Origin of the sequence: Flavobacterium sp. UBA2787 (genome assembly GCA_002352205.1) — a bacterium.
Taxonomy (GTDB): domain Bacteria; phylum Bacteroidota; class Bacteroidia; order Flavobacteriales; family Flavobacteriaceae; genus Flavobacterium.
Genome location: DEHZ01000010.1, coordinates 241135 through 262203, shown reverse-complemented (window position 1 = coordinate 262203; position 21069 = coordinate 241135). Strand labels below are relative to the sequence as shown.

The following is a 21069-nucleotide window of genomic DNA, read 5'->3' as shown; positions in this document are numbered from 1 at the left end:
GATTTTGCTATTTCAATTTAATGGTTAATTTTACCAAAAATCAGGCTCATGCGTAATTTACTTTTTCTATTTTTTATCATTTCTGCCATTTCTTTAACTTCATGTAGAAATGATTTTGAATTCAAACCCAGTTCAGGCGGATTGGAATTTTCAAGAGATACTGTTTATTTTGATACTGTTTTCAGTAATATCGGCTCAAGTACATATACATTAAAAGTGTACAACCGTTCCGATGAAGACATTAGTATTCCTTCTATCCGTTTAGGAAAAGGATTGGATTCTAAATACCGTATGACCGTTGACGGAATGGTAGGCAACAACCGCATTTTTGAAAATGTGGAAATGCTCGCCAAAGACAGTATGTATATTTTTATTGAAACTACGGTGGATATCGCAGAAGCCAATCCAACCGATTTTTTATATACCGATCAAATACTTTTTGGTCAAGGAACTTCAGAGCAAAAAGTAGAATTAGTTACGTTAATTCAAGATGCTTATTTTCTTTATCCGCAACGATTTGATGATGGATCATATGAAAATATAAACATTGGTGGAACTCCTCAGCGAGGCTTTATTTTAGATGAAAATGACCCTATTAACGGAAATGAATATATTTGGAACAATTCAAAACCCTATGTCATTTATGGTTATGCAGCCGTTCCTGCCAACAAAACATTAGTTGTTGAAGCTGGGGCTAGAATTCATTTTCATGCGGAATCAAGTTTGATAATTGGTGACCAAGGTAGTATAAAAGTCAATGGAGGAATTTCTAATAATCCTGATAATCCATTAGAAAGTCATGTCATTTTTCAAGGCGACAGATTAGAACCTTTATATGAAGATGTTCCGGGACAATGGGGAGCAATATGGTTGACAGAAGGAAGTAAGAACAATGAGTTTACAAATTGTATTATTAAAAACGGTGTAGTTGGACTTTTAATCGACGGAAACACCGGTTTAACAAATCCTGAAGCTGATGTTAAATTAAGGAACGTGCAAATTTACGATCATTCCAATTTTGGAATTTTAGCCAGAACAGCTTACATTTCAGGTGAAAATGTGGTGATAAATAGTGCCGGACAATTTGCTTTGGCATGTACTTATGGAGGAAAATATAATTTTAATCATTCTACTTTTAATAACAATTGGGCAAGTTCGAGACAGCTTTCGGTCTATTTGAATAATTTCTTTGATGGTGCAGAACCTGAAATTTTACCGATAGAAGAAGCTACTTTCACCAATTGTATTATTTATGGCTCAAACCAGATTCAAATGTTGATTGATAAAAGAGGAGATGGTGTTTTTAATTATAAATTTGACCATTGTTTGATTAAGTTCAATAATATTAACAATACTTACACAAACAATGAACTTTATCTATTTGCAACTGATATTACACGTTATGTTAATTGCATTATCGCTACAAATAATTCAATGGCAAATCCACAGTTTTTGAATGTGATTAAAAACAAATTGATTATTGGTGATGATTCGGCTGCAAAAGGTCAAGCAAATCCTATTTTTTCAACATTACCTGATATTTTGAATCAACCGCGAAATCCACCATTAGATATTGGTGCTTATAATTCGACAGTTTTTGAAGAAGATTAAACTTATTTTCATAATTTTACATGACAAACCTAACAAAACAATAAAATTATGAAACTAAAATTTTTATCACTAATTGCGATTATTTCGCTGGTTTCTTGTGAAAAAAAAGCGGAAACTACACCAGACACAACCGTTGTAAAAGACACAACAATTGTTGAAGAAACTACGGTAACTATTCCGGACTCTACTACAATTAGCAATGCGTGGAATGACTATATGACGCCAGGAGAACCGCATAAAATGCTAGCTTTAGAAAGTGGTACTTGGCACGAAGAAATGACTATGTGGATGGAACCCGGTGCAGAACCGATGAAAAACACTATGACGGCTGAATCAAAAATGATTTATGGTGATCGCTTTCAAGAAACTACTCACAAAGGTGATTTTATGGGAATGCCATTTGAAGGAAAAAGTACGTTGGCTTACAACAATGCTTCACAAGAATATACTTCCACTTGGATTGATAATATGAGTACCGGTATTATGGTTATTACGGGAAAATATGACGAAGCATCCAAAACCATCAATTTCTCCGGAACTACTGTAGATCCGGTTACGAAGAAAGAAAAACCAATTCGTGAAACGTACACTATTGTAGATGAGAACACTCGAAAAATGGAAATGTTTGACGTAGATTATAGCGGAAAAGAATACAAAAGCATGGAAATTATCATGACACGAAAAAAATAAATTTTGATATTTTAATTTTTAAAAGACTGTTTAACCCACAGTCTTTTTTTGTTTACAACTTAGTGAAAAAATATACTTTGAAACTACCTTTTTTCGACGTAAATTTGCACCTACAACAACACAAATATTTTTTATATGATTCATTTCTTCGGAAACGAAAGTACTAACGTTTTTGCCGTTCAGTCGCAAAACGAACTTTCGGCTCAGGACATCGCAAAATTAAACTGGCTTTTTGGCAATACAAATAAAATAGAAAAATCCGTCTTAGCGGATTTTTTTGTTGGACCTCGTGCCGCTATGATTACGCCTTGGAGTACCAATGCTGTGGAAATTACGCAAAATATGGGTATCGAAGGCATCATTCGAATCGAAGAATTTCATAAAGTAGAAAGCAATCATTCTGACTTTGATCCGATGTTATTTCAAAAATATACTGAATTACATCAAGACATTTTTGCTATCAATATTCAACCCGAATCCATCAAAGAAATTGAAGATATTGCTGCATACAATAAACAAGAAGGTTTAGCTTTAAGCGAAGAAGAAGTTAATTATTTGAATACGTTAGCCATAAAATTGAAACGTAATTTAACTGATTCCGAAGTTTTTGGTTTCTCACAAGTGAATTCAGAACATTGCAGACATAAAATTTTCAATGGTACGTTTGTGATTGATGGTGAAGAAAAACCTTCTTCCTTATTCAAATTAATTAAAAAAACATCCGCAGAAAATCCGAACGATATTGTTTCAGCATACAAAGATAATGTCGCGTTCATCAAAGGTCCGAAAGTGGAACAATTTGCTCCAAAAAGTGCCGATAAACCTGATTTTTATCAAACGAAAGAGTTCGATTCAGTTATTTCGATAAAAGCAGAAACACATAATTTCCCAACTACGGTTGAACCATTTAATGGAGCCGCAACCGGTTCAGGTGGAGAAATTAGAGACCGACTTGCGGGTGGACAAGGTTCGTTGCCATTAGCGGGAACAGCAGTTTATATGACTTCTTATTCTCGTTTGGAAGAAAATCGTCCGTGGGAAAATGCAATGGAGGAGCGAAAATGGTTGTATCAAACGCCAATGGATATTTTAATTAAAGCTTCAAATGGTGCTTCTGATTTTGGTAATAAATTCGGTCAACCATTAATTACCGGTTCGGTTTTGACTTTTGAACACGAAGAAGATGCCCGAAAATTAGGTTTTGATAAAGTAATAATGTTGGCGGGTGGAATCGGTTACGGAAAAGCCGACCAAGCTCAAAAACAAGAGCCAAAAATTGGCGATAAAATTGTGATTTTAGGTGGTGAAAATTACCGAATCGGAATGGGCGGAGCTGCCGTTTCATCAGCAGACACAGGAGCTTTCGGTTCTGGAATCGAATTAAATGCCATCCAACGTTCCAATCCGGAAATGCAAAAAAGAGCTGCCAATGCCATTCGTGGTTTGGTGGAAAGTGACGAAAATCCGATCGTTTCCATTCACGATCACGGTGCGGGTGGACACTTAAACTGTTTATCCGAATTAGTTGAAGCAACAGGTGGATTAATCGATTTGGATAAATTGCCTGTGGGCGACCCTACTCTATCTGCCAAAGAAATAATTGGCAACGAAAGTCAGGAACGAATGGGCTTAGTCATCGGTCAAAAAGATATAGAAACGCTACAACGCATTGCCGACAGAGAACGTTCGCCAATGTATCAAGTGGGTGACGTAACCGGAGATAATCGTTTTACATTTGAATCGAAAACAACGGGAGCAAAACCAATGGATTTTGAATTGGCTGATATGTTCGGAAGTTCGCCAAAAGTGATAATGAATGATGTTTCGATAGAACGAAATTTTACCGAAATTAATTATAAAGAAGCCGATTTTGAAACCTACTTAGAACAGGTTTTACAGCTAGAAGCTGTTGCCTGCAAAGATTGGTTAACCAATAAAGTCGATCGTTGTGTAGGTGGAAAAGTAGCCAAACAACAATGTGTCGGTCCTTTACAATTACCATTAAACAATGTAGGTGTAATGGCGTTAGATTATAAAGGAAAAGAGGGGATTGCTACGACAATTGGACACTCACCTGTTTCTGCTCTAATTGACCCAAAAGCCGGAAGTCGAAATGCAATTGGTGAAGCTTTGTCAAACATCGTTTTTGCACCATTAAAAGACGGTTTAAAAAGTGTTTCGCTTTCTGCCAACTGGATGTGGGCTTGTAAAAATGAAGGTGAAGATGCTCGTTTATATGAAGCTGTTGAGGCTTGTTCGGAATTCGCTATCGAATTAGGAATCAACATTCCAACCGGAAAAGATTCGCTTTCAATGAAGCAAAAATATGCCGATGCCGAAGTAATTGCTCCGGGAACGGTGATTATTTCTGCTGCCGGAAATTGCAATGATATTACGAAAGTAGTTGAACCCGTTTTTCAAAAAAATGCCGGTTCTGTTTATTATATTAATTTGTCGCAAGACGAGTTTAAATTAGGTGGATCTTCTTTTTCACAAGTTAGAAATGCAATTGGAAAAGAAACACCGACCATCAAAAATGTAGCTTTCTTTAAAAAAGCATTCAACGTTATTCAGGAATTAATCAAAAATGATGAAATTACTGCCGGACACGATATTGGAAGTGGTGGATTGATTACGACACTATTAGAAATGTGTTTTGCTGATAACAATTTGGGTGCGAAACTTGATTTTTCATCATTTGAAGAAAAAGATGTATTGAAAATTTTATTCGCAGAAAACATCGGAATTGTGCTTCAGGCGAATGATGATAATTTTTTTGAATCATTCTTGAAAGAAGAAAATATCGCTTTCCATAAATTAGGAAATGTTACTGAATCGAATATTTTAGAAATTGAAAATTATTCTTTAGACATTTCAAAATTGAGAGATATTTGGTTTAAAACTTCCTATTTATTAGATCAAAAACAAACCAAAAACGGAAATGCAACGGCACGATTTATCAATTATAAAATGCAAACGTTGCAGTATCAATTTCCATCTCATTTTAATGGAAAAAAACCGGAAGTTGATTTTTCAAAACCAAGACCAAAAGCAGCTATCATTCGTGAAAAAGGAAGTAATTCTGAACGCGAAATGGCAAACGCAATGTATTTAGCCGGATTTGATGTAAAAGATGTGCATATGACCGACTTAATTTCGGGCCGTGAAACATTGGAAGACATTCAATTTATTGGTGCTGTGGGCGGATTTTCAAATTCAGATGTATTAGGTTCTGCCAAAGGTTGGGCCGGAGCCTTTTTATACAATGAAAAAGCAAAAACAGCGTTGGATAATTTCTTCAAACGAGAAGATACGTTGTCTGTCGGAATTTGTAATGGTTGTCAGTTGTTTATGGAATTGGAAGTCATCAATCCGGAACACGAAATTCACGGAAAAATGCATCATAACGACAGTCAGAAACACGAAAGTATTTTTACTTCTGTGAAAGTTCAGGAAAACAATTCGGTTATGTTAAAATCATTAGCCGGAACTACGTTAGGCGTTTGGGTTTCACACGGCGAAGGAAAATTCAAATTGCCGTATGAAGAAAGTCAGTATCAAATTGTAGCCAAATACGGTTACGAAAATTATCCTGCCAATCCAAATGGTTCCGATTTCAACACGGCGATGCTATGCGACAAAACCGGTCGTCATTTGGTGATGATGCCACACATTGAACGTTCGACTTTCCCTTGGAATTGGGCTCATTATCCAAAAGACAGAAACGATGAAGTTTCACCTTGGTTAGAAGCTTTTGTGAATGCTAGAAAATGGTTGGAAAAACGTTAATAAAAGATTAAGCTACTGTTAAGCTAATTTTAATCAATTTGTGTTTTTACGAGAGTACATTTGACTTCCGTAAAATATCAAATGAAAAATTTATACTTTTTAAAACCTATCATAATATTTTTCTGCTTAGGGATTTTGATTACATCGCTAAGCAGATTTTTTTTATTCATTTATTTCATAGACAGAGTAATAGAAACCGAAAACTATTGGACTATTTTTCCAATAGGATTACGTTTTGATATTATTCTTTTAAGCTATATTTCATTTTTGCCTTTTGTGGTAATGACATTTATTCCTGATAAATTTCTAAAATATGTTCAAAAACCAATCTCTTTTTATTTTCTATTTTTCTTGTTTCTTATTTTATTAACCGAAATAACTTCTGCTAATTTTATAAATCAATATGATACAAGACCAAATAGAATTTATATTGATTATCTAATTTATCCCAAAGAAGTAATTGGAACTCTCGTTAAAAGCTATTTACCATCAATTATCATTACTATAATTATCTTGATAATAAGTGTTTACTTTGGAATTAAAAAGAGCAAACAACTTTTTACAGTTCATTCAAATTCTCTCTCGATAAGATTACTCTTGATGCCCATTTTTTTGTTTTTATTGATTTTTGGTGCACGGTCAAGCTTAACTTCAAAACGACCTATAAATGCGAGTAATGCAATTTTTTCAACAGATCAAATGACTAATTCGTTAGGATTGAATTCCTTATATACACTAGGATATGCAATTTATTCAATTAAAAATGAAACTGATATTTCAGATTTATATGGAAAAATGAATATCCAGGAGGCCAATGCTCGGGTTAAAAAATACATGACAACAAAAGAAAGTGGATTCACGTTTGAAAGTATTCCTTTTCTACATAAAAATAAATCAGATAGCATTTCCAACAAAAAATATAATGTTGTTATTATTTTAGAAGAAAGCTTAGGAGCAGAATTTGTAGGTTCTTTGGGTGGATTACCCTTAACACCTGAATTTGATAAACTTACGAAAGAAGGATTACTTTTTACTAATTTATATTGTACAGGAACGAGAAGTGTTCGAGGTATAGAAGCAGTGATTTCTGGTTTTCTTCCTTCTTCAGCCGAAAGTGTAGTTAAACTAAGTAATTCGCAAGAAAACTTTTTCACAATTGCCTCAGTCTATAAAAATGAGGGATATGATACCAGTTTTATTTATGGAGGAATGGCAAATTTTGATAACATGGCTTCATTTTTTAACGGAAACGGATTTCAAAACATAATTGATGAAACAGATTTTGATAAAGACAATCAAAAATATGCTTTAAAAGGAACTTGGGGATATTGTGATGAAGATTTGGTTGTAAAAGCAAATCAATATTTTAAATCGTTAGACGGAAAACCTTTTTTTTCATTGCTTTTTTCAACATCAAATCATGAACCTTTTGAATATCCTGACGGAAGAATAAAACCCTACGAAAAAAATAAAAATACGGTTAATAATGCCATCAAATATGCTGATTTTAGTATCGGAAAGTTTTTTGAATTAGCCAAAAATGAAGCCTATTATAAAAACACAATTTTTGTGATAATCGCTGATCATAATACCAGAACATATGGTAAAAATTTAGTTCCTATAAAAAAATTCAGAATTCCGGCCTTAATCATTGGTCCAAATGTTCCAAAAGGAATAGCGTTTAACTTACAATCAAGCCAAATAGATATTGCACCAACTCTATTAAGTTACAGTGGTGTAAAAGTGGAAACGCCCATGATTGGGAGAAGTATTTTCGAAATAAATTCTGAAACAAAAGGAAGAAGTATTATGCAATTTCATGATAATTTTGCTTTTCGAGTTGAAGATGACATTATTATTTTACAACCCAAATCTAAACCTTTACAATTTAAGGTGATAAATGATAGTATTCTTAAACCAGCGAAATTAGACATTGAATTATCTAAAGATGCTTTGGCTCATCTCATTGTTGCTGAGAATTTATATAAAACTAGAACCTACAAAATCAGGAGTATTAAAACTGCAAAAAACAATTAAATTTCTAAAAATAATATAACTCTAAACTTCGTTTATTTCATATAAATCAAGGAGTTGACAAATTTCAGCTCCTTTTTTTATTAAAATGATTTGAAAATGATTGTTTTTTCTCTAATTTGCATCAAATTCTTTTAAAAGATGATTCAAATAACCCGACTTTTTGATTTTCCGTACTATCAACTTGCGAAAAATAATGTTCCTGATTGCTTGGTTACTAAATACAATGGCGAATGGGTGAAAACTTCTACGCAAGAATATGTTGACAAAGCCAATGCAATTTCAAGAGCATTCATTCATTTAGGTGTTCAAAAAAATGATAAAATCGCCATCATTTCTTCAAACAATAGAACGGAATGGAATATTATGGATATTGGCTCACTTCAAGTGGGAGCACAAACGGTTCCGATTTATCCAACAATTGCAGCAGAAGATTATGAATATATTCTAAATCACTCTGAATCAAATTATTGCATTGTTTCTGACCAAGTAGTTTATGATAAATTAATCGCAATTAGGAATAATGTTCCAACTTTAAAAGATATTTATTCTTTTGATGAAATTTCAGGTTGTAAAAATTGGAAAGAATTGTTAGAATTAGGTTCTAACACATCCAATCAAGATGTGGTAGAAGACCGAAAAAACAATGTAAAGCCGGAAGAATTAGCCACAATCATTTACACATCCGGAACCACAGGAAGACCAAAAGGCGTTATGCTTTCTCACAATAATATAGTTTCAAATGTGTTGGATAGTGCTCCGAGAATTCCGTTTGCAGAAGGAACAAGCAAAGCTTTGAGTTTCTTGCCGGTTTGCCATATTTTTGAACGTTTGATTTTATACATTTATCAATATTATTCAGTTTCGATTTATTTTGCCGAAAGTATCGAAAAATTGACCGATAATTTAAAAGAAGTTCATCCCAATGTGATGACAGTTGTTCCACGTTTATTGGAAAAAGTATATGATAAAATTTACGCCAAAGGAGCTGAATTAACCGGAATCAAAAAAACACTTTTCTTCTGGGCAATTAATTTAGGTTTGCGATATAAACCATACAAACAAAATGGCTGGCTCTATGAAAAACAATTAGGGATTGCTCGCAAATTGATTTTCAGCAAATGGAAAGAAGCTTTAGGCGGCAATTTAGATGTGATGGTTTCCGGAAGTGCTGCTCTTCAACCGCGATTAGCCAGAGTTTTTGCCGCTGCCGGAATTCCGGTTATGGAAGGTTATGGTTTAACCGAAACTTCTCCTGTAATTTCTGTAAACGACATGCGAAATGGCTTATTCCGTATTGGTACAGTTGGAAAATTAATTAAAAATGTAGAAGTAAAAATTGCCGAAGACGGAGAATTACTTTGTAAAGGTCCTAATGTCATGATGGGTTACTATAAAGACGAAACGCTTACAAATGAAGTAATTAAAGATGGCTATTTTCACACCGGTGATATTGGTGAGTTTGATAGTGATGGGTTTCTTCGCATTACCGACCGCAAAAAAGAAATGTTTAAAACGTCCGGAGGGAAATATATTGCACCGCAATTAATTGAAAATAGACTTAAACAATCTTTCTTTATAGAACAAGTAATGGTGATTGGCGATGGCGAAAAAATGCCGGGAGCTTTTATTCAGCCTAATTTTGATTTTGTTCGAGAATGGGCAAAAAGACATCAGGTAACTGTTTCAGATTCTAATGATGATTTAGTAAATAACCCAAAAGTAATTGAGCGTTTTCAAGAAGAAGTTGATCATGCAAACGAAAAATTCGGAAATTGGGAGAAAATCAAACGTTTCGAATTAACTCCGGATGTTTGGTCAATAGAAGGTGGTCATTTAACGCCGACTATGAAACTAAAACGGAAAATTGTTAAAGAAAAATACAAACACCTTTACGAAAAAATTTATAATTCATAATTCAAAAGCTCTCCTATCCGAGAGCTTTTTTATTTTTTAAAAACACTTAACACAATAATAACAAGCCAACTGACATACTTTTCGTAATTTAGACAAAACTTAAATCAACAACTATGAAAAGACATGCAACAGCCGTTTGGAACGGTTCAGGAAAAGAAGGAAAAGGAAATTTAACCACACAAAGTACCGTTTTAAATAAAACACAATATTCATTTGGCTCCCGTTTTGAAGAAGGAATCGGAACCAATCCAGAAGAATTAATCGCTGCTTCACACGCAGGGTGTTTTACAATGAAACTTAGTTTCAATTTAGGAGAAGCAGGTTTTGTACCAACCGAATTAGAAACAAAATGCCATATTACGTTTGAAGACGGAGCGATAACTAAATCACATCTTACCCTTACTGCTACTGTTGACGGAATTTCTGAAGACAAATTTGCCGAATTGGTAAAGGATGCTGAAAAAAATTGTCCGATTTCAAAACTATTGAATACGGCTATTTCTGCGGAATTTACTTTGAATAAATAATTCAAACATTTAACAAAAACTATGTAAAGGCGGACTAATATCCGTCTTTTTATTTTAAATAGTTTACAGTAATCGAATTTTACCAATCTAATTCATATCAAACTAAAAAATGTTAAATTTTAAAATTTACTATGCGTGCATAATAAATTTTTATTATCTTTGAAATCGTTTGCGTAAAATATGAAAGATAAAACAATAGATTATATTCTTCGAGCCACATGGCAATCCGTTGCCAGAATGTACAACGAAGAAGCTTCTAAATTTGATGGTTCAATGGCTATCGGATTTGCATTGCTTAGCATTGATAAAGAAGAAGGAACGCCATCCTCCTACATCAGCAATAGAATGGGAATGGAAGCCACGAGCTTAACTAGAACTTTGAAAACATTAGAGGAAAAGGGTTTAATCATTCGCAAGAAAAATCCCGATGATGGTCGTGGTGTTTTAATCTACCTTACCGACTTAGGAAAAGAAAAAAGAGAATTATCCCGAAATACCGTACTGAAATTTAATGAAGTCATTCGTCAAAACGTATCCGACGAAAAATTGCAAAATTTTATCGAAGTCGCTGATGTGATTACGGAGTTGATTAATGAAAAGAAGATTTTTTAGAAAGAAAATAGAAGAAAGAGAAAAGAAAAAAGACAGTGGCGTTTAGATTTTTATAATTTCCAAACTGTTGTAAAAGAAGTAACAAATAGAACCAGCGGAAACTCGTTACCCGAAACTCGTAACTCGATACCGCAATAAGAAATAAAAAATGAAAAGAACTATCAAAAAAGTGGCTGTCATCGGTTCCGGAATTATGGGTTCCGGTATTGCCTGTCATTTTGCAAACATCGGTGTCGAAGTACTTTTGTTGGACATCATTCCAAATGCTTTAACCGAAGCTGAAGAAAAGAAAAATCTTACCTTAGAAAGCAAAGCAGTTCGCAATCGCATTGTGAATGAAAGTTTGGCAAATGCATTAAAATCGAACCCCTCTCCGATTTACAGTCAGAAATTTGCCAACCGAATTACAACCGGAAACACCACAGATGATATGCCAAAAATCGGTTCGGTAGATTGGATTATCGAAGTGGTTGTGGAAAGATTAGATATCAAAAAACTGGTTTTCGAACAAGTTGATAAATATAGAAAAGTTGGAACATTAGTCACTTCCAACACATCCGGAATTCCGATTCAATTTATGAGCGAAGGCAGAACTGAAGATTTTCAAGCACATTTTTGTGGAACGCACTTCTTCAACCCGGCTCGTTATTTGAAATTGTTTGAAATCATTCCGGGACCAAAAACAAGTCAATCCGTTTTAGATTTCTTAACTAATTATGGTTCACAATTTTTAGGAAAAACATCGGTCGTAGCCAAAGATACTCCGGCTTTTATTGGTAATCGAATTGGAATTTTCGGCATCATGAGTTTGTTTCACCAAGTGAAAGAGATGGGGTTAACTGTTGAAGAAGTAGATAAATTAACCGGTCCGGTAATTGGTCGACCAAAATCAGCTACGTTTAGAACCGTTGATGTGGTGGGATTGGATACCTTAGTTCACGTGGCAAACGGAATTCACCAAAACTGTCCGAATGACGAAGCCCACGATTTATTCAAATTACCTTCTTTCATTGACAAAATGATGGAAAACAAATGGTTGGGAAGCAAAACCGGACAAGGATTTTACAAAAAAGAAGGAAAAGAAATTTTATCATTAGATCTAGATACTTTAGAATATAGAGCGGCTAAAAAAGCATTATTCGCTACGTTAGAATTAACCAAAACGATTGATAAACCAATTGATCGTTTTCGTGTTTTAGTAAAAGGAAAAGACAAAGCCGGTGATTTTTACAGAAAGAATTTTGCTGCTATGTTTGCGTATTGTTCCAATAGAATTCCTGAAATTTCAGACGAATTATACAAAATTGATGATGCGATGAAAGCCGGTTTCGGTTGGGAAAATGGTCCATTCGAGATTTGGGATAGCATCGGAGTTGCCAAAGGAATTGAAATGATGCGTGCCGAAGGTTATCAACCGGCAGCTTGGGTCACAGAAATGGTGAAATCTGAAAACGCTTCTTTCTATACCGTGAAAAATGGAGCGACTTATTTTTATAATATTCCAACCAAAACACAAGAAAAAATTCCGGGTCAGGATGCGTTTATCATCTTAAATAACATTAGAGAAAGTCATAAAGTTTGGGGTAATTCCGATGCTACGATTCACCATTTAGGTGATGGAATTTTAAACTTAGAATTCCATTCAAAAATGAATACAATTGGTGGCGGTGTTTTACAAGGCATCAACAAAGCCATCGATTTAGCTGAAAAAGAATACAACGGATTAGTGATTGGAAACCAAGGAGCTAATTTCTCTGTAGGTGCTAACATCGGAATGATTTTTATGATGGCAGTTGAACAAGAATATGACGAATTGAATATGGCCATCAAAATGTTCCAAGACACGATGATGCGTTGTCGCTACTCCTCTATTCCGGTTATTGTTGCTCCACACGGTATGACACTTGGTGGTGGTTGCGAAATGAGTATGCACGCCGACCGAGTCGTTGCTGCTGCAGAAACCTACATTGGTTTAGTTGAATTTGGTGTAGGTGTAATTCCCGGTGGTGGTGGTTCAAAAGAAATGACCGTTCGTGCCTCCGATTTATTCCGAAAAAATGATGTGGAATTAAATGTTTTACAAGAATATTTCTTAACCATCGGTATGGCTAAAGTAGCAACTTCTGCTTATGAAGCTTTTGATTTAGGTATTCTCCAAAAAGGAAAAGATATTGTAGTTGTAAATCGTGATCGTCAAATTGCGGTTGCGAAACAAGTCGCTTTACAAATGGCAGAGCAAGGTTACACACAACCGGTTCAACGCAAAGACATTAAAGTGTTAGGAAAACAAGCATTGGGAATGTTTTTAGTGGGAACAGACCAAATGCAAGCCGGAAAATACATTTCGGAACACGATAGAAAAATTGCTAACAAATTAGCGTATGTGATGGCTGGAGGTGATTTATCAGAACCCACGTTGGTGAGTGAGCAGTATCTTTTAGATCTTGAACGCGAAGCATTTTTATCACTTTGTACTGAAAGAAAAACGTTGGAGCGTATTCAATTTATGCTAACCAAAGGAAAGCCATTACGTAACTAATCATAAATGATGGAACACAGATTTAAAAAATTATAGAAATTTTTAAAATTTTATAAATCCGTGTTCAAAAAAAATAAATAAAATGAAAACAGCATATATAGTATCAGGATTTCGTACTGCAGTTGGTAAAGCACCTAAAGGGGTTTTCCGTTTCAAACGTCCAGACGAATTAGCAGCCGAAACAATTGAACATTTAATGGCTCAATTTCCCGACTTCGACAAAAAACGCATCGACGATGTTATGGTTGGAAACGCAATGCCCGAAGCCGAACAAGGTCTAAACGTAGGTCGATTAATATCCTTAATGGGATTAAAGGTAACCGATGTTCCGGGTGTAACCGTCAATCGTTATTGTGCTTCCGGTTTAGAAACGATTGGAATTGCAACCGCTAAAATTCAATCCGGTATGGCCGATTGTATCATCGCAGGTGGTGCAGAAAGTATGAGTTTTATTCCGATGGGTGGATACAAACCAACTCCCGATTATGCCGTTGCCGCATCCGGTAATGAGGATTATTATTGGGGAATGGGTCTAACCGCCGAAGCCGTTGCAAAACAATTCAACGTGTCTCGCGAAGACCAAGATGAATTTGCTTTTCATTCACATCAAAAAGCTTTAAAAGCTCAAGCAGAAGGAAAATTTGACAAACAAATCGTACCAATCACGGTTGAACAAACATTCATCAACGAAAATGGTAAAAAAGAAACAAAATCCTATGTCGTAAAAAAAGACGAAGGTCCAAGAGCCGATACAAACGTATCAGCCTTATCAAAATTAAAACCGGTATTTGCTGCAGATGGTTCTGTAACTGCCGGAAATTCATCGCAAATGAGTGATGGTGCCGCTTTCGTATTAATTATGAGCGAAGAATTAGTAAACGAATTAGGAATAAAACCAATCGCCAGATTAGTCAATTTTGCATCAGCCGGTGTTGAACCAAGAATTATGGGAATAGGTCCGGTAAAAGCTATTCCGAAAGCATTAAAACAAGCAGGTTTGACATTAAATGACATCGACTTAATCGAATTAAATGAAGCTTTTGCGTCACAATCCTTAGCCGTTGTTCGTGAATTAGAATTAAATCCTGATATCGTGAATGTGAACGGAGGAGCAATTGCGTTAGGTCATCCACTTGGTTGTACTGGTGCAAAATTATCTGTTCAATTGTTTGATGAGATGCGTTTAAGAGGAAGTAAATATGGAATTGTGAGTATGTGTGTGGGAACTGGGCAAGGTTCAGCAGGGGTTTTTGAATTATTATAAGCCCCCTAAACCCCAAAGGGGAACTGAAAAACTGTAAAAAAATTAGTAACTAACATATAAAAAACCTACTTACCCCTAGTAGGAATTCTCCGCCAAGGCGGATTAGGGGTCTGATATGGAAGATATAACAAGAGGTGGTCAGTTTTTGGTAAAAGAAACCAAATGTGAAAACGTATTCACACCCGAAGATTTCTCAGAAGAGCAAATTATGATGCGTGATTCGGTAAAAGAATTTGTTGACAAAGAAATTTGGCCAAACAAAGACCGATTTGAAAAGAAAGATTATGCATTTACCGAAGAAGTAATGCGAAAAGCCGGAGAAATGGGCTTTTTAAGCGTTGCCGTTCCTGAAGCTTACGGCGGAATGGGAATGGGATTCGTTGACACCTGTTTAGTATGCGATTACATTTCGGGTGCAACCGGTTCATTTTCAACTGCTTTTGGTGCTCATACCGGAATTGGAACAATGCCAATTACGTTATATGGAACAGAAGAACAAAAGAAAAAATACGTCCCAAAATTAGCCTCAGGTGAATGGTTTGGAGCCTATTGTTTAACTGAACCAGGTGCAGGTTCTGATGCGAATTCAGGAAAAACAAAAGCTGTTTTATCCGAAGACGGAACACATTACAAAATAACCGGACAAAAAATGTGGATTTCAAATGCCGGATTTTGTTCTGTATTCATCGTTTTTGCAAGAATTGAAGATGATAAAAATATAACCGGTTTCATTGTAGAAAATGATCCATCTAACGGAATCACGATGAACGAAGAAGAGCATAAATTAGGTATTCGTGCCTCTTCGACTCGTCAAGTTTTCTTTTCGGACACCAAAGTTCCTGTTGAAAATATGTTGGCTGCTCGTGGCGAAGGTTTCAAAATTGCCATGAATGCATTAAACGTAGGTAGAATCAAATTGGCAGCCGCTTGTTTAGATGCTCAACGTCGTGTGACTTCAAATGCAATTAATTATGCAAATGAAAGAATTCAGTTTAATACACCAATCGCTCAATTTGGAGCTATTCGTTATAAATTAGCTGAAATGGCAACTTCTGCTTATGCGGGAGAAAGTGCTACCTATCGTGCAGCAAAAGATATCGAAAACAGAATTAAAATCCGTGAAGCTGAAGGTGCAACGCATCAGGAAGCCGAATTAAAAGGTGTAGAAGAATTCGCTATCGAATGTTCGATTTTAAAAGTAGCTGTTTCTGAAGATGTTCAAAATTGTGCCGATGAAGGAATTCAAATATATGGCGGGATGGGATTCTCCGAAGACACACCGATGGAAAGTGCATGGAGAGATGCTCGAATTGCCCGAATTTACGAAGGTACAAACGAAATTAACCGTATGCTTTCGGTTGGAATGCTGATTAAAAAAGCAATGAAAGGTCACGTAGATCTTTTAGGTCCTGCGATGAAAGTGCAGGAAGAATTAATGGGAATTCCATCGTTTGACACACCGGATTATTCAGAATTATTTTCGGAAGAAAAAGAAATGGTTGGCAAATTGAAAAAAGCCTTCTTAATGGTTGCAGGAGCTGCCGTTCAAAAATACGGAATGGATTTGGATGCTCACCAACAATTATTGATGGCTGCAGCTGATATGTTAATCGAAATTTATGTTGCCGAAAGTACTGTTTTACGAACTGAAAAATTAGCCAAAAAAGTAGGCGAAGACAAAGCGAAAGAGCAAATTGCGATGGCAAAATTATATTTATACAAAGCCGTTGATGTAGTGGCACAAAAAGGAAAAGAAAGCATCATTTCGTTTGCCGAGGGCGATGAACAACGTATGATGTTGATGGGATTACGTCGCTTTACAAAATACACCAACATGCCAAACATTGTTGGCTTAAGAGAAACGATTACCACGAAATTAGTAGCTGAAAACAGTTACTGTTTCTAAAAATTTTTAGTTTAGTTGTTGATTAAAGGCCACGTTTGAAAAAGCGTGGTTTTTTTTATAAAAAAAACTCCAAATTTCTTTGGAGTTTTTGCTTTAAACTATAATTCAACAATTAGTTTATAATAACTTTTTTAGTGACTGATTGATTTTCGGCGGTGATTTTTAAGAAATAAAATCCAGAGGATAAATTTTCAATCGTATAGGTATTATTCTGTTGAGATGGATTTTGAATTTGTTGCATCACTTGTCCATTAATTGTAATCAATTGAATTTCTTCTAAAATAGAATCTGATTCAATGTGAATTCGATTAGAATTTGACGGATTTGGATAAACTGCAAAATTAAAAAGAGTATCTCTAACAGGCACAGAAAGTGAATTTCCCCATATAACCTGAACCCATTGCGGATTATCAATAAATGGATTTCTATTTCCTTGATATTGATAAATTTCGTTATTTCTATCAATTTCCTTTTGAGAAACAGGATCATTTATATGCCATGAATAAAGAATGTCTAAAAAAGGATCAGCAATCACCTTATTAGAACTACCGTCAAACATTGAATAAGAGGACCAATTTGAAACTAAATTTTCATATCGAGTGGCAAAGTAAAAATGAATTCTGGCAATATCTCCTTTAAATTCATCAATAGGTTCAAAAACTACTCCTGAAAAACCGGTTGCAATTCCTGTGTTAATGTTATTTCCTGCTTTAGAACCATTTTGAGTAGGATTGGAAATACCTGATTGCGAAATTAAATTAGAACCAACAATTCCAAAAGGATAACTTCCTCTAAAACCATTCACTCTACCATCGGTTGGCAATAAATGATGTGCATCACCTCGCATTGGAGTGTTTGAACTAAAAACAGATTGTGGAATAATGTGTTCTTTATTATAACAATCGCCTTCACCACTGTAATTTCCACAAGCATCAGATACAAAGAAATTATATGGATCCGAACCATTCGGGTTTTCCGAATAGACATCCAAAATGGTATTATCATTTTCATAATAATTATCAATATCTGCAATTGGAAAAAAATTATCAATCTGATTATATCCTTGATCGTTATGATCTTTGATGATATTATAGAGTTGTGTCTTTAAAGTAAAACCTGTTCCAGTTGCCGTATTGTAATAACCCGCTGGAGGTTGAGCAAATGCAACTACTGTTAAAAAAATAAATAAAAAGGTAATTTTAAATTTCATAATAATTATAATTTTCGTTCTAATAAGGCCATATAAAACCCATCAAAACCAGATTCTGAGGCTAGAATTTTTTTATCTTGTACAAAGGTAAAGTTTTTACCGTTTTCTGTTGTTAAGAAATGCTTAACTTGTTCCTGATTTTCAGAGGGTAAGATAGAACAAGTAGCATAAACTAACTTTCCGCCGGGTTTTACAATTCTGGAATAATTTTCTAAAACTTCAGCTTGCACTTTTCGGATATTATCGATAAATTCAGGTTGTAATTTCCATTTGCTATCCGGATTTCTTTTTAAAACACCTAAACCACTGCAAGGAGCATCAATTAAAACGCGATCTGCTTTGTCATACAATTTTTTGATGACTTTCGTAGAATCAATAATGCGATATTCGATATTGAAAGCACCATTTCGTTTGGCACGAAGTTTCAATTGCTTTAATTTACTTTCATATAAATCCATCGCAATCAACAAACCTTTGTTTTCCATCAACGAAGCCATGTGCAATGTTTTTCCACCGGCACCTGCACACGTATCAACCACTTTCATTCCGGGCTTTACATCTAAAAACGCGGCAACTAACTGTGAATTGGCATCTTGCACTTCAAAAAAACCATCTTTAAATGCATCGGTTAAAAAAACATTTGCTCTTTCTTTTAAAACCAAAGCATCGGGTTGATCTTTTAAAAATTCTGTTTCGATGTTTAAATCCATCAAAATAGCGTGCAATTTTTGTCTGGTTGTTTTTAATGTATTTACGCGTAGAATCACTTGAGCTTGCTGGTTTTGGGCAGCAATTTCTTTAGACCAAAGTTCTTCGCCTAATTCTTTAACACCCAATTCATCCATCCAATCGGGAATCGATTCACGGTATTTTCTAATTTTTGATAATTCGTCAAAACGACCTTTAATTTTGCGTTGTGGAGTTCCTTCCAATTGTCTCCAATCCGGAATAGTATAGCCACGAAGAACAGCCCAAGTTGCAAACATTCGCCATAAATCATCACGATCGTATGGTTCTTTTACTTCTGCAATTTCGGCGTATAAACGCTTCCATCTCACAATTTCGTAGATGGTTTCTGCAACAAACTTTCTGTCAGAACTTCCCCAACGTTTGTCCTTTTTTAAAGCTCTTGCCACCACTTTGTCTGCGTATTCGCCTTCGTTAAAAATGGCATTCAACGAATCGATGGTGGTGTAAACTAAATTTCTATGTAATCTCATTTCTATAAAATAGCCAGCAAAGGTAGTATTAATTATCAGTTCATTGGAAATTAATCGTTAAAAATTCAAAACCCAACAGAAAAAAATCCGTTGGGTTTTGAGAAAAACAATGGTACTTATGGTTAGAGTTATGCTAACACATTTTCTAAAGTAGGACCGGCATAAACTAGTTTTTTACCTTCCTCTGTGTTAGTATATTGTTCAAAGTTTTTGATGTATCGAGCAGCTAAATCTTTGGCTTTCACTTCCCATTCTTCCTCCGTTTTATAAGTATCTCTTGGGTCTAAAATACCTTTGTCAACATTCGGTAATTCAACCGGAACAGTTAAATTCAAGAACGGAATGTGTTTGGTTTCCATTTGATCAATTTCTCCACTAATGATTGCATCAATGATAGCACGGGTATTTTTCAAAGAAATTCGTTTTCCGGTTCCGTTCCAACCAGTATTCACCAAGTAGGCTTTTGCTCCGTGTTCTTTCATTTTTCCAATTAATGTTTTAGAATACATTGTTGGATGTAAGGTTAAAAACGCTTCACCAAATGCAGGAGAAAATGAGGGTTGTGGTTCTGTAATTCCTCTTTCTGTTCCGGCTAATTTTGATGTGTAACCGCACAAGAAGTGGTATTGAGCTTGGTCGTCGTCTAAGATAGAAACCGGAGGCAACACCCCAAATGCATCGGCAGACAAATAAATAATTTTCTTAGCGTGACCGGCTTTAGAAGGAAGAACGATTTTGTTGATATGATAAATTGGATAAGAAACTCTTGAATTTTCGGTGATGGAATGATCGTAATAATCCACTTCGCCGTACTCATTCACAACCACATTTTCTAACAAAGCATCTCGTTTAATCGCTCTCCAAATATCAGGTTCGTTTTCTTCGGATAAATCGATTACTTTGGCATAGCATCCTCCTTCATAGTTAAAAACTCCATTATTATCCCAACCGTGTTCATCATCACCAATTAGATAACGTTTTGGATCAGCAGACAATGTGGTTTTACCTGTTCCGGATAATCCGAAGAAAACGGCAACATCACCTTCTTCACCAACATTAGCAGAACAATGCATAGATGCCATTCCTTTTAATGGAAGATAATAGTTCATCATGGCAAACATTCCTTTTTTCATTTCGCCACCGTACCAAGTTCCGCCAATAATTTGAATTTTTTCTGTTAAGTTGAAAACGATGAAATTCTCAGAATTTAAGCCGTGTTCCTTCCAATTTGGATTGGTGGTTTTTGAACCATTCATCACAATAAAATCGGGTTCGCCAAAGTTTTCTAATTCATAAATAGATGGGCGAATAAACATATTGGTTACAAAATGAGCTTGCCACGCGACTTCCATTACAAAACGAACTTTTAATCGAGTGTCAGGATTGGTTCCGCAAAACGCATCTACAACATATAATTTTTTGGATGTAGAAAGTTGTTTTAAAACCAATGATTTTAATTCACTATAAACTGCTTGTGTGGTAGGAAAGTTTACTTTATCATCCCAATAAATGGTGTCTTTTGTAATTTCATCTTTAACGATATATCTGTCTTTAGGAGAGCGTCCGGTAAAAATACCAGTTTTCACAGCCACTGCTCCAGTATCGGTTAGAGCACCTTTTTCATAACCTTTTCTCATGTGAGAAGTTTCGGCTTGAAACAATTCTTCGTAAGAAGGATTATAAACCACTTCATGATAGCCCGTGATGCCTAAATCATGTAATTCTCGAATGACTTTAATGTTTTTCATAA

At 35.2% G+C, this 21069-nt stretch carries 13 protein-coding genes; 10 read left to right on the top strand and 3 right to left on the bottom strand.

What is annotated here, in order from left to right; translation table 11 throughout:
• The first annotated feature begins 48 nt into the window (after window positions 1–48).
• The 10 genes from B4N66_RS07795 (at window position 49) to B4N66_RS07750 (ending at window position 16889) form a co-directional block, all read left to right on the top strand.
• Window positions 49–1611: a hypothetical protein gene (locus B4N66_RS07795; protein ID WP_291093743.1), complete on the top strand. Its 1563-nt coding sequence runs from the start codon at window positions 49–51 to the stop codon at window positions 1609–1611.
• 48 nt (window positions 1612–1659) lie between these two features.
• Window positions 1660–2301 carry a DUF1579 domain-containing protein gene (locus B4N66_RS07790; RefSeq protein ID WP_291093742.1) on the top strand — a complete coding sequence of 214 codons (642 nt, stop codon included), beginning with the start codon at window positions 1660–1662 and terminating at the stop codon, window positions 2299–2301.
• Between the two features lie 135 nt (window positions 2302–2436).
• Entirely contained in the window at window positions 2437–6090 is a 3654-nt protein-coding gene (purL, locus tag B4N66_RS07785) for a phosphoribosylformylglycinamidine synthase (RefSeq protein WP_291093740.1), read from the top strand.
• Window positions 6091–6171: 81 nt separating this feature from the next.
• Window positions 6172–8127 (top strand): LTA synthase family protein, encoded by a 1956-nt coding sequence (locus B4N66_RS07780; protein ID WP_291093739.1) that lies wholly within the window; start codon window positions 6172–6174, stop codon window positions 8125–8127.
• Window positions 8128–8265: 138 nt separating this feature from the next.
• Window positions 8266–10041, top strand: coding sequence for an AMP-dependent synthetase/ligase (locus B4N66_RS07775; protein ID WP_291093737.1), 1776 nt, complete (start codon window positions 8266–8268; stop codon window positions 10039–10041).
• A gap of 113 nt (window positions 10042–10154) precedes the next feature.
• The gene (locus B4N66_RS07770) at window positions 10155–10568 is read left to right on the top strand and encodes an OsmC family protein (protein ID WP_291093736.1); all 414 of its coding nucleotides are present in this window, start codon (window positions 10155–10157) and stop codon (window positions 10566–10568) included.
• A gap of 180 nt (window positions 10569–10748) precedes the next feature.
• Window positions 10749–11180 (top strand): MarR family winged helix-turn-helix transcriptional regulator, encoded by a 432-nt coding sequence (locus B4N66_RS07765; RefSeq protein WP_188363186.1) that lies wholly within the window; start codon window positions 10749–10751, stop codon window positions 11178–11180.
• Window positions 11181–11328: 148 nt separating this feature from the next.
• On the top strand, window positions 11329–13719 hold the full coding sequence (locus B4N66_RS07760) for a 3-hydroxyacyl-CoA dehydrogenase/enoyl-CoA hydratase family protein (protein ID WP_291093733.1): 2391 nt from the start codon (window positions 11329–11331) through the stop codon (window positions 13717–13719).
• Between the two features lie 82 nt (window positions 13720–13801).
• Window positions 13802–14983, top strand: a complete 1182-nt coding sequence (locus B4N66_RS07755; RefSeq protein ID WP_291093731.1) for an acetyl-CoA C-acyltransferase — start codon at window positions 13802–13804, stop codon at window positions 14981–14983.
• Between the two features lie 115 nt (window positions 14984–15098).
• Window positions 15099–16889 (top strand): acyl-CoA dehydrogenase family protein, encoded by a 1791-nt coding sequence (locus B4N66_RS07750; protein WP_291093730.1) that lies wholly within the window; start codon window positions 15099–15101, stop codon window positions 16887–16889.
• Between the two features lie 112 nt (window positions 16890–17001).
• On the opposite strand, the gene B4N66_RS07745 is transcribed toward B4N66_RS07750, so the two are convergent.
• The 3 genes from B4N66_RS07745 to pckA all read right to left on the bottom strand — a co-directional run bounded on the left by B4N66_RS07745 (window position 17002) and on the right by pckA (window position 21067).
• Window positions 17002–18099, bottom strand: coding sequence for an endonuclease (locus tag B4N66_RS07745; protein WP_291093729.1), 1098 nt, complete (start codon window positions 18097–18099; stop codon window positions 17002–17004).
• 5 nt (window positions 18100–18104) lie between these two features.
• Window positions 18105–19319 carry an RsmB/NOP family class I SAM-dependent RNA methyltransferase gene (locus B4N66_RS07740; protein ID WP_291093728.1) on the bottom strand — a complete coding sequence of 405 codons (1215 nt, stop codon included), beginning with the start codon at window positions 19317–19319 and terminating at the stop codon, window positions 18105–18107.
• A 128-nt stretch (window positions 19320–19447) separates the two neighbouring features.
• The gene (pckA, locus tag B4N66_RS07735; RefSeq protein WP_291093727.1) at window positions 19448–21067 is read right to left on the bottom strand and encodes a phosphoenolpyruvate carboxykinase (ATP); all 1620 of its coding nucleotides are present in this window, start codon (window positions 21065–21067) and stop codon (window positions 19448–19450) included.
• Between the last annotated feature and the right edge of the window lie 2 nt (window positions 21068–21069).

Coding starts and splice junctions, on each gene's coding strand:
- purL (WP_291093740.1), top strand. CDS start 2,437: ATGATTCATTTCTTCGGAAACGAAAGTACTAACGTTTTTGCCGTTCAG.
- B4N66_RS07795 (WP_291093743.1), top strand. CDS start 49: ATGCGTAATTTACTTTTTCTATTTTTTATCATTTCTGCCATTTCTTTA.
- B4N66_RS07740 (WP_291093728.1), bottom strand. CDS start 19,319: ATGAGATTACATAGAAATTTAGTTTACACCACCATCGATTCGTTGAAT.
- B4N66_RS07780 (WP_291093739.1), top strand. CDS start 6,172: ATGAAAAATTTATACTTTTTAAAACCTATCATAATATTTTTCTGCTTA.
- B4N66_RS07755 (WP_291093731.1), top strand. CDS start 13,802: ATGAAAACAGCATATATAGTATCAGGATTTCGTACTGCAGTTGGTAAA.
- B4N66_RS07760 (WP_291093733.1), top strand. CDS start 11,329: ATGAAAAGAACTATCAAAAAAGTGGCTGTCATCGGTTCCGGAATTATG.
- B4N66_RS07775 (WP_291093737.1), top strand. CDS start 8,266: ATGATTCAAATAACCCGACTTTTTGATTTTCCGTACTATCAACTTGCG.
- B4N66_RS07765 (WP_188363186.1), top strand. CDS start 10,749: ATGAAAGATAAAACAATAGATTATATTCTTCGAGCCACATGGCAATCC.
- B4N66_RS07770 (WP_291093736.1), top strand. CDS start 10,155: ATGAAAAGACATGCAACAGCCGTTTGGAACGGTTCAGGAAAAGAAGGA.
- B4N66_RS07790 (WP_291093742.1), top strand. CDS start 1,660: ATGAAACTAAAATTTTTATCACTAATTGCGATTATTTCGCTGGTTTCT.
- B4N66_RS07750 (WP_291093730.1), top strand. CDS start 15,099: ATGGAAGATATAACAAGAGGTGGTCAGTTTTTGGTAAAAGAAACCAAA.
- B4N66_RS07745 (WP_291093729.1), bottom strand. CDS start 18,099: ATGAAATTTAAAATTACCTTTTTATTTATTTTTTTAACAGTAGTTGCA.
- pckA (WP_291093727.1), bottom strand. CDS start 21,067: ATGAAAAACATTAAAGTCATTCGAGAATTACATGATTTAGGCATCACG.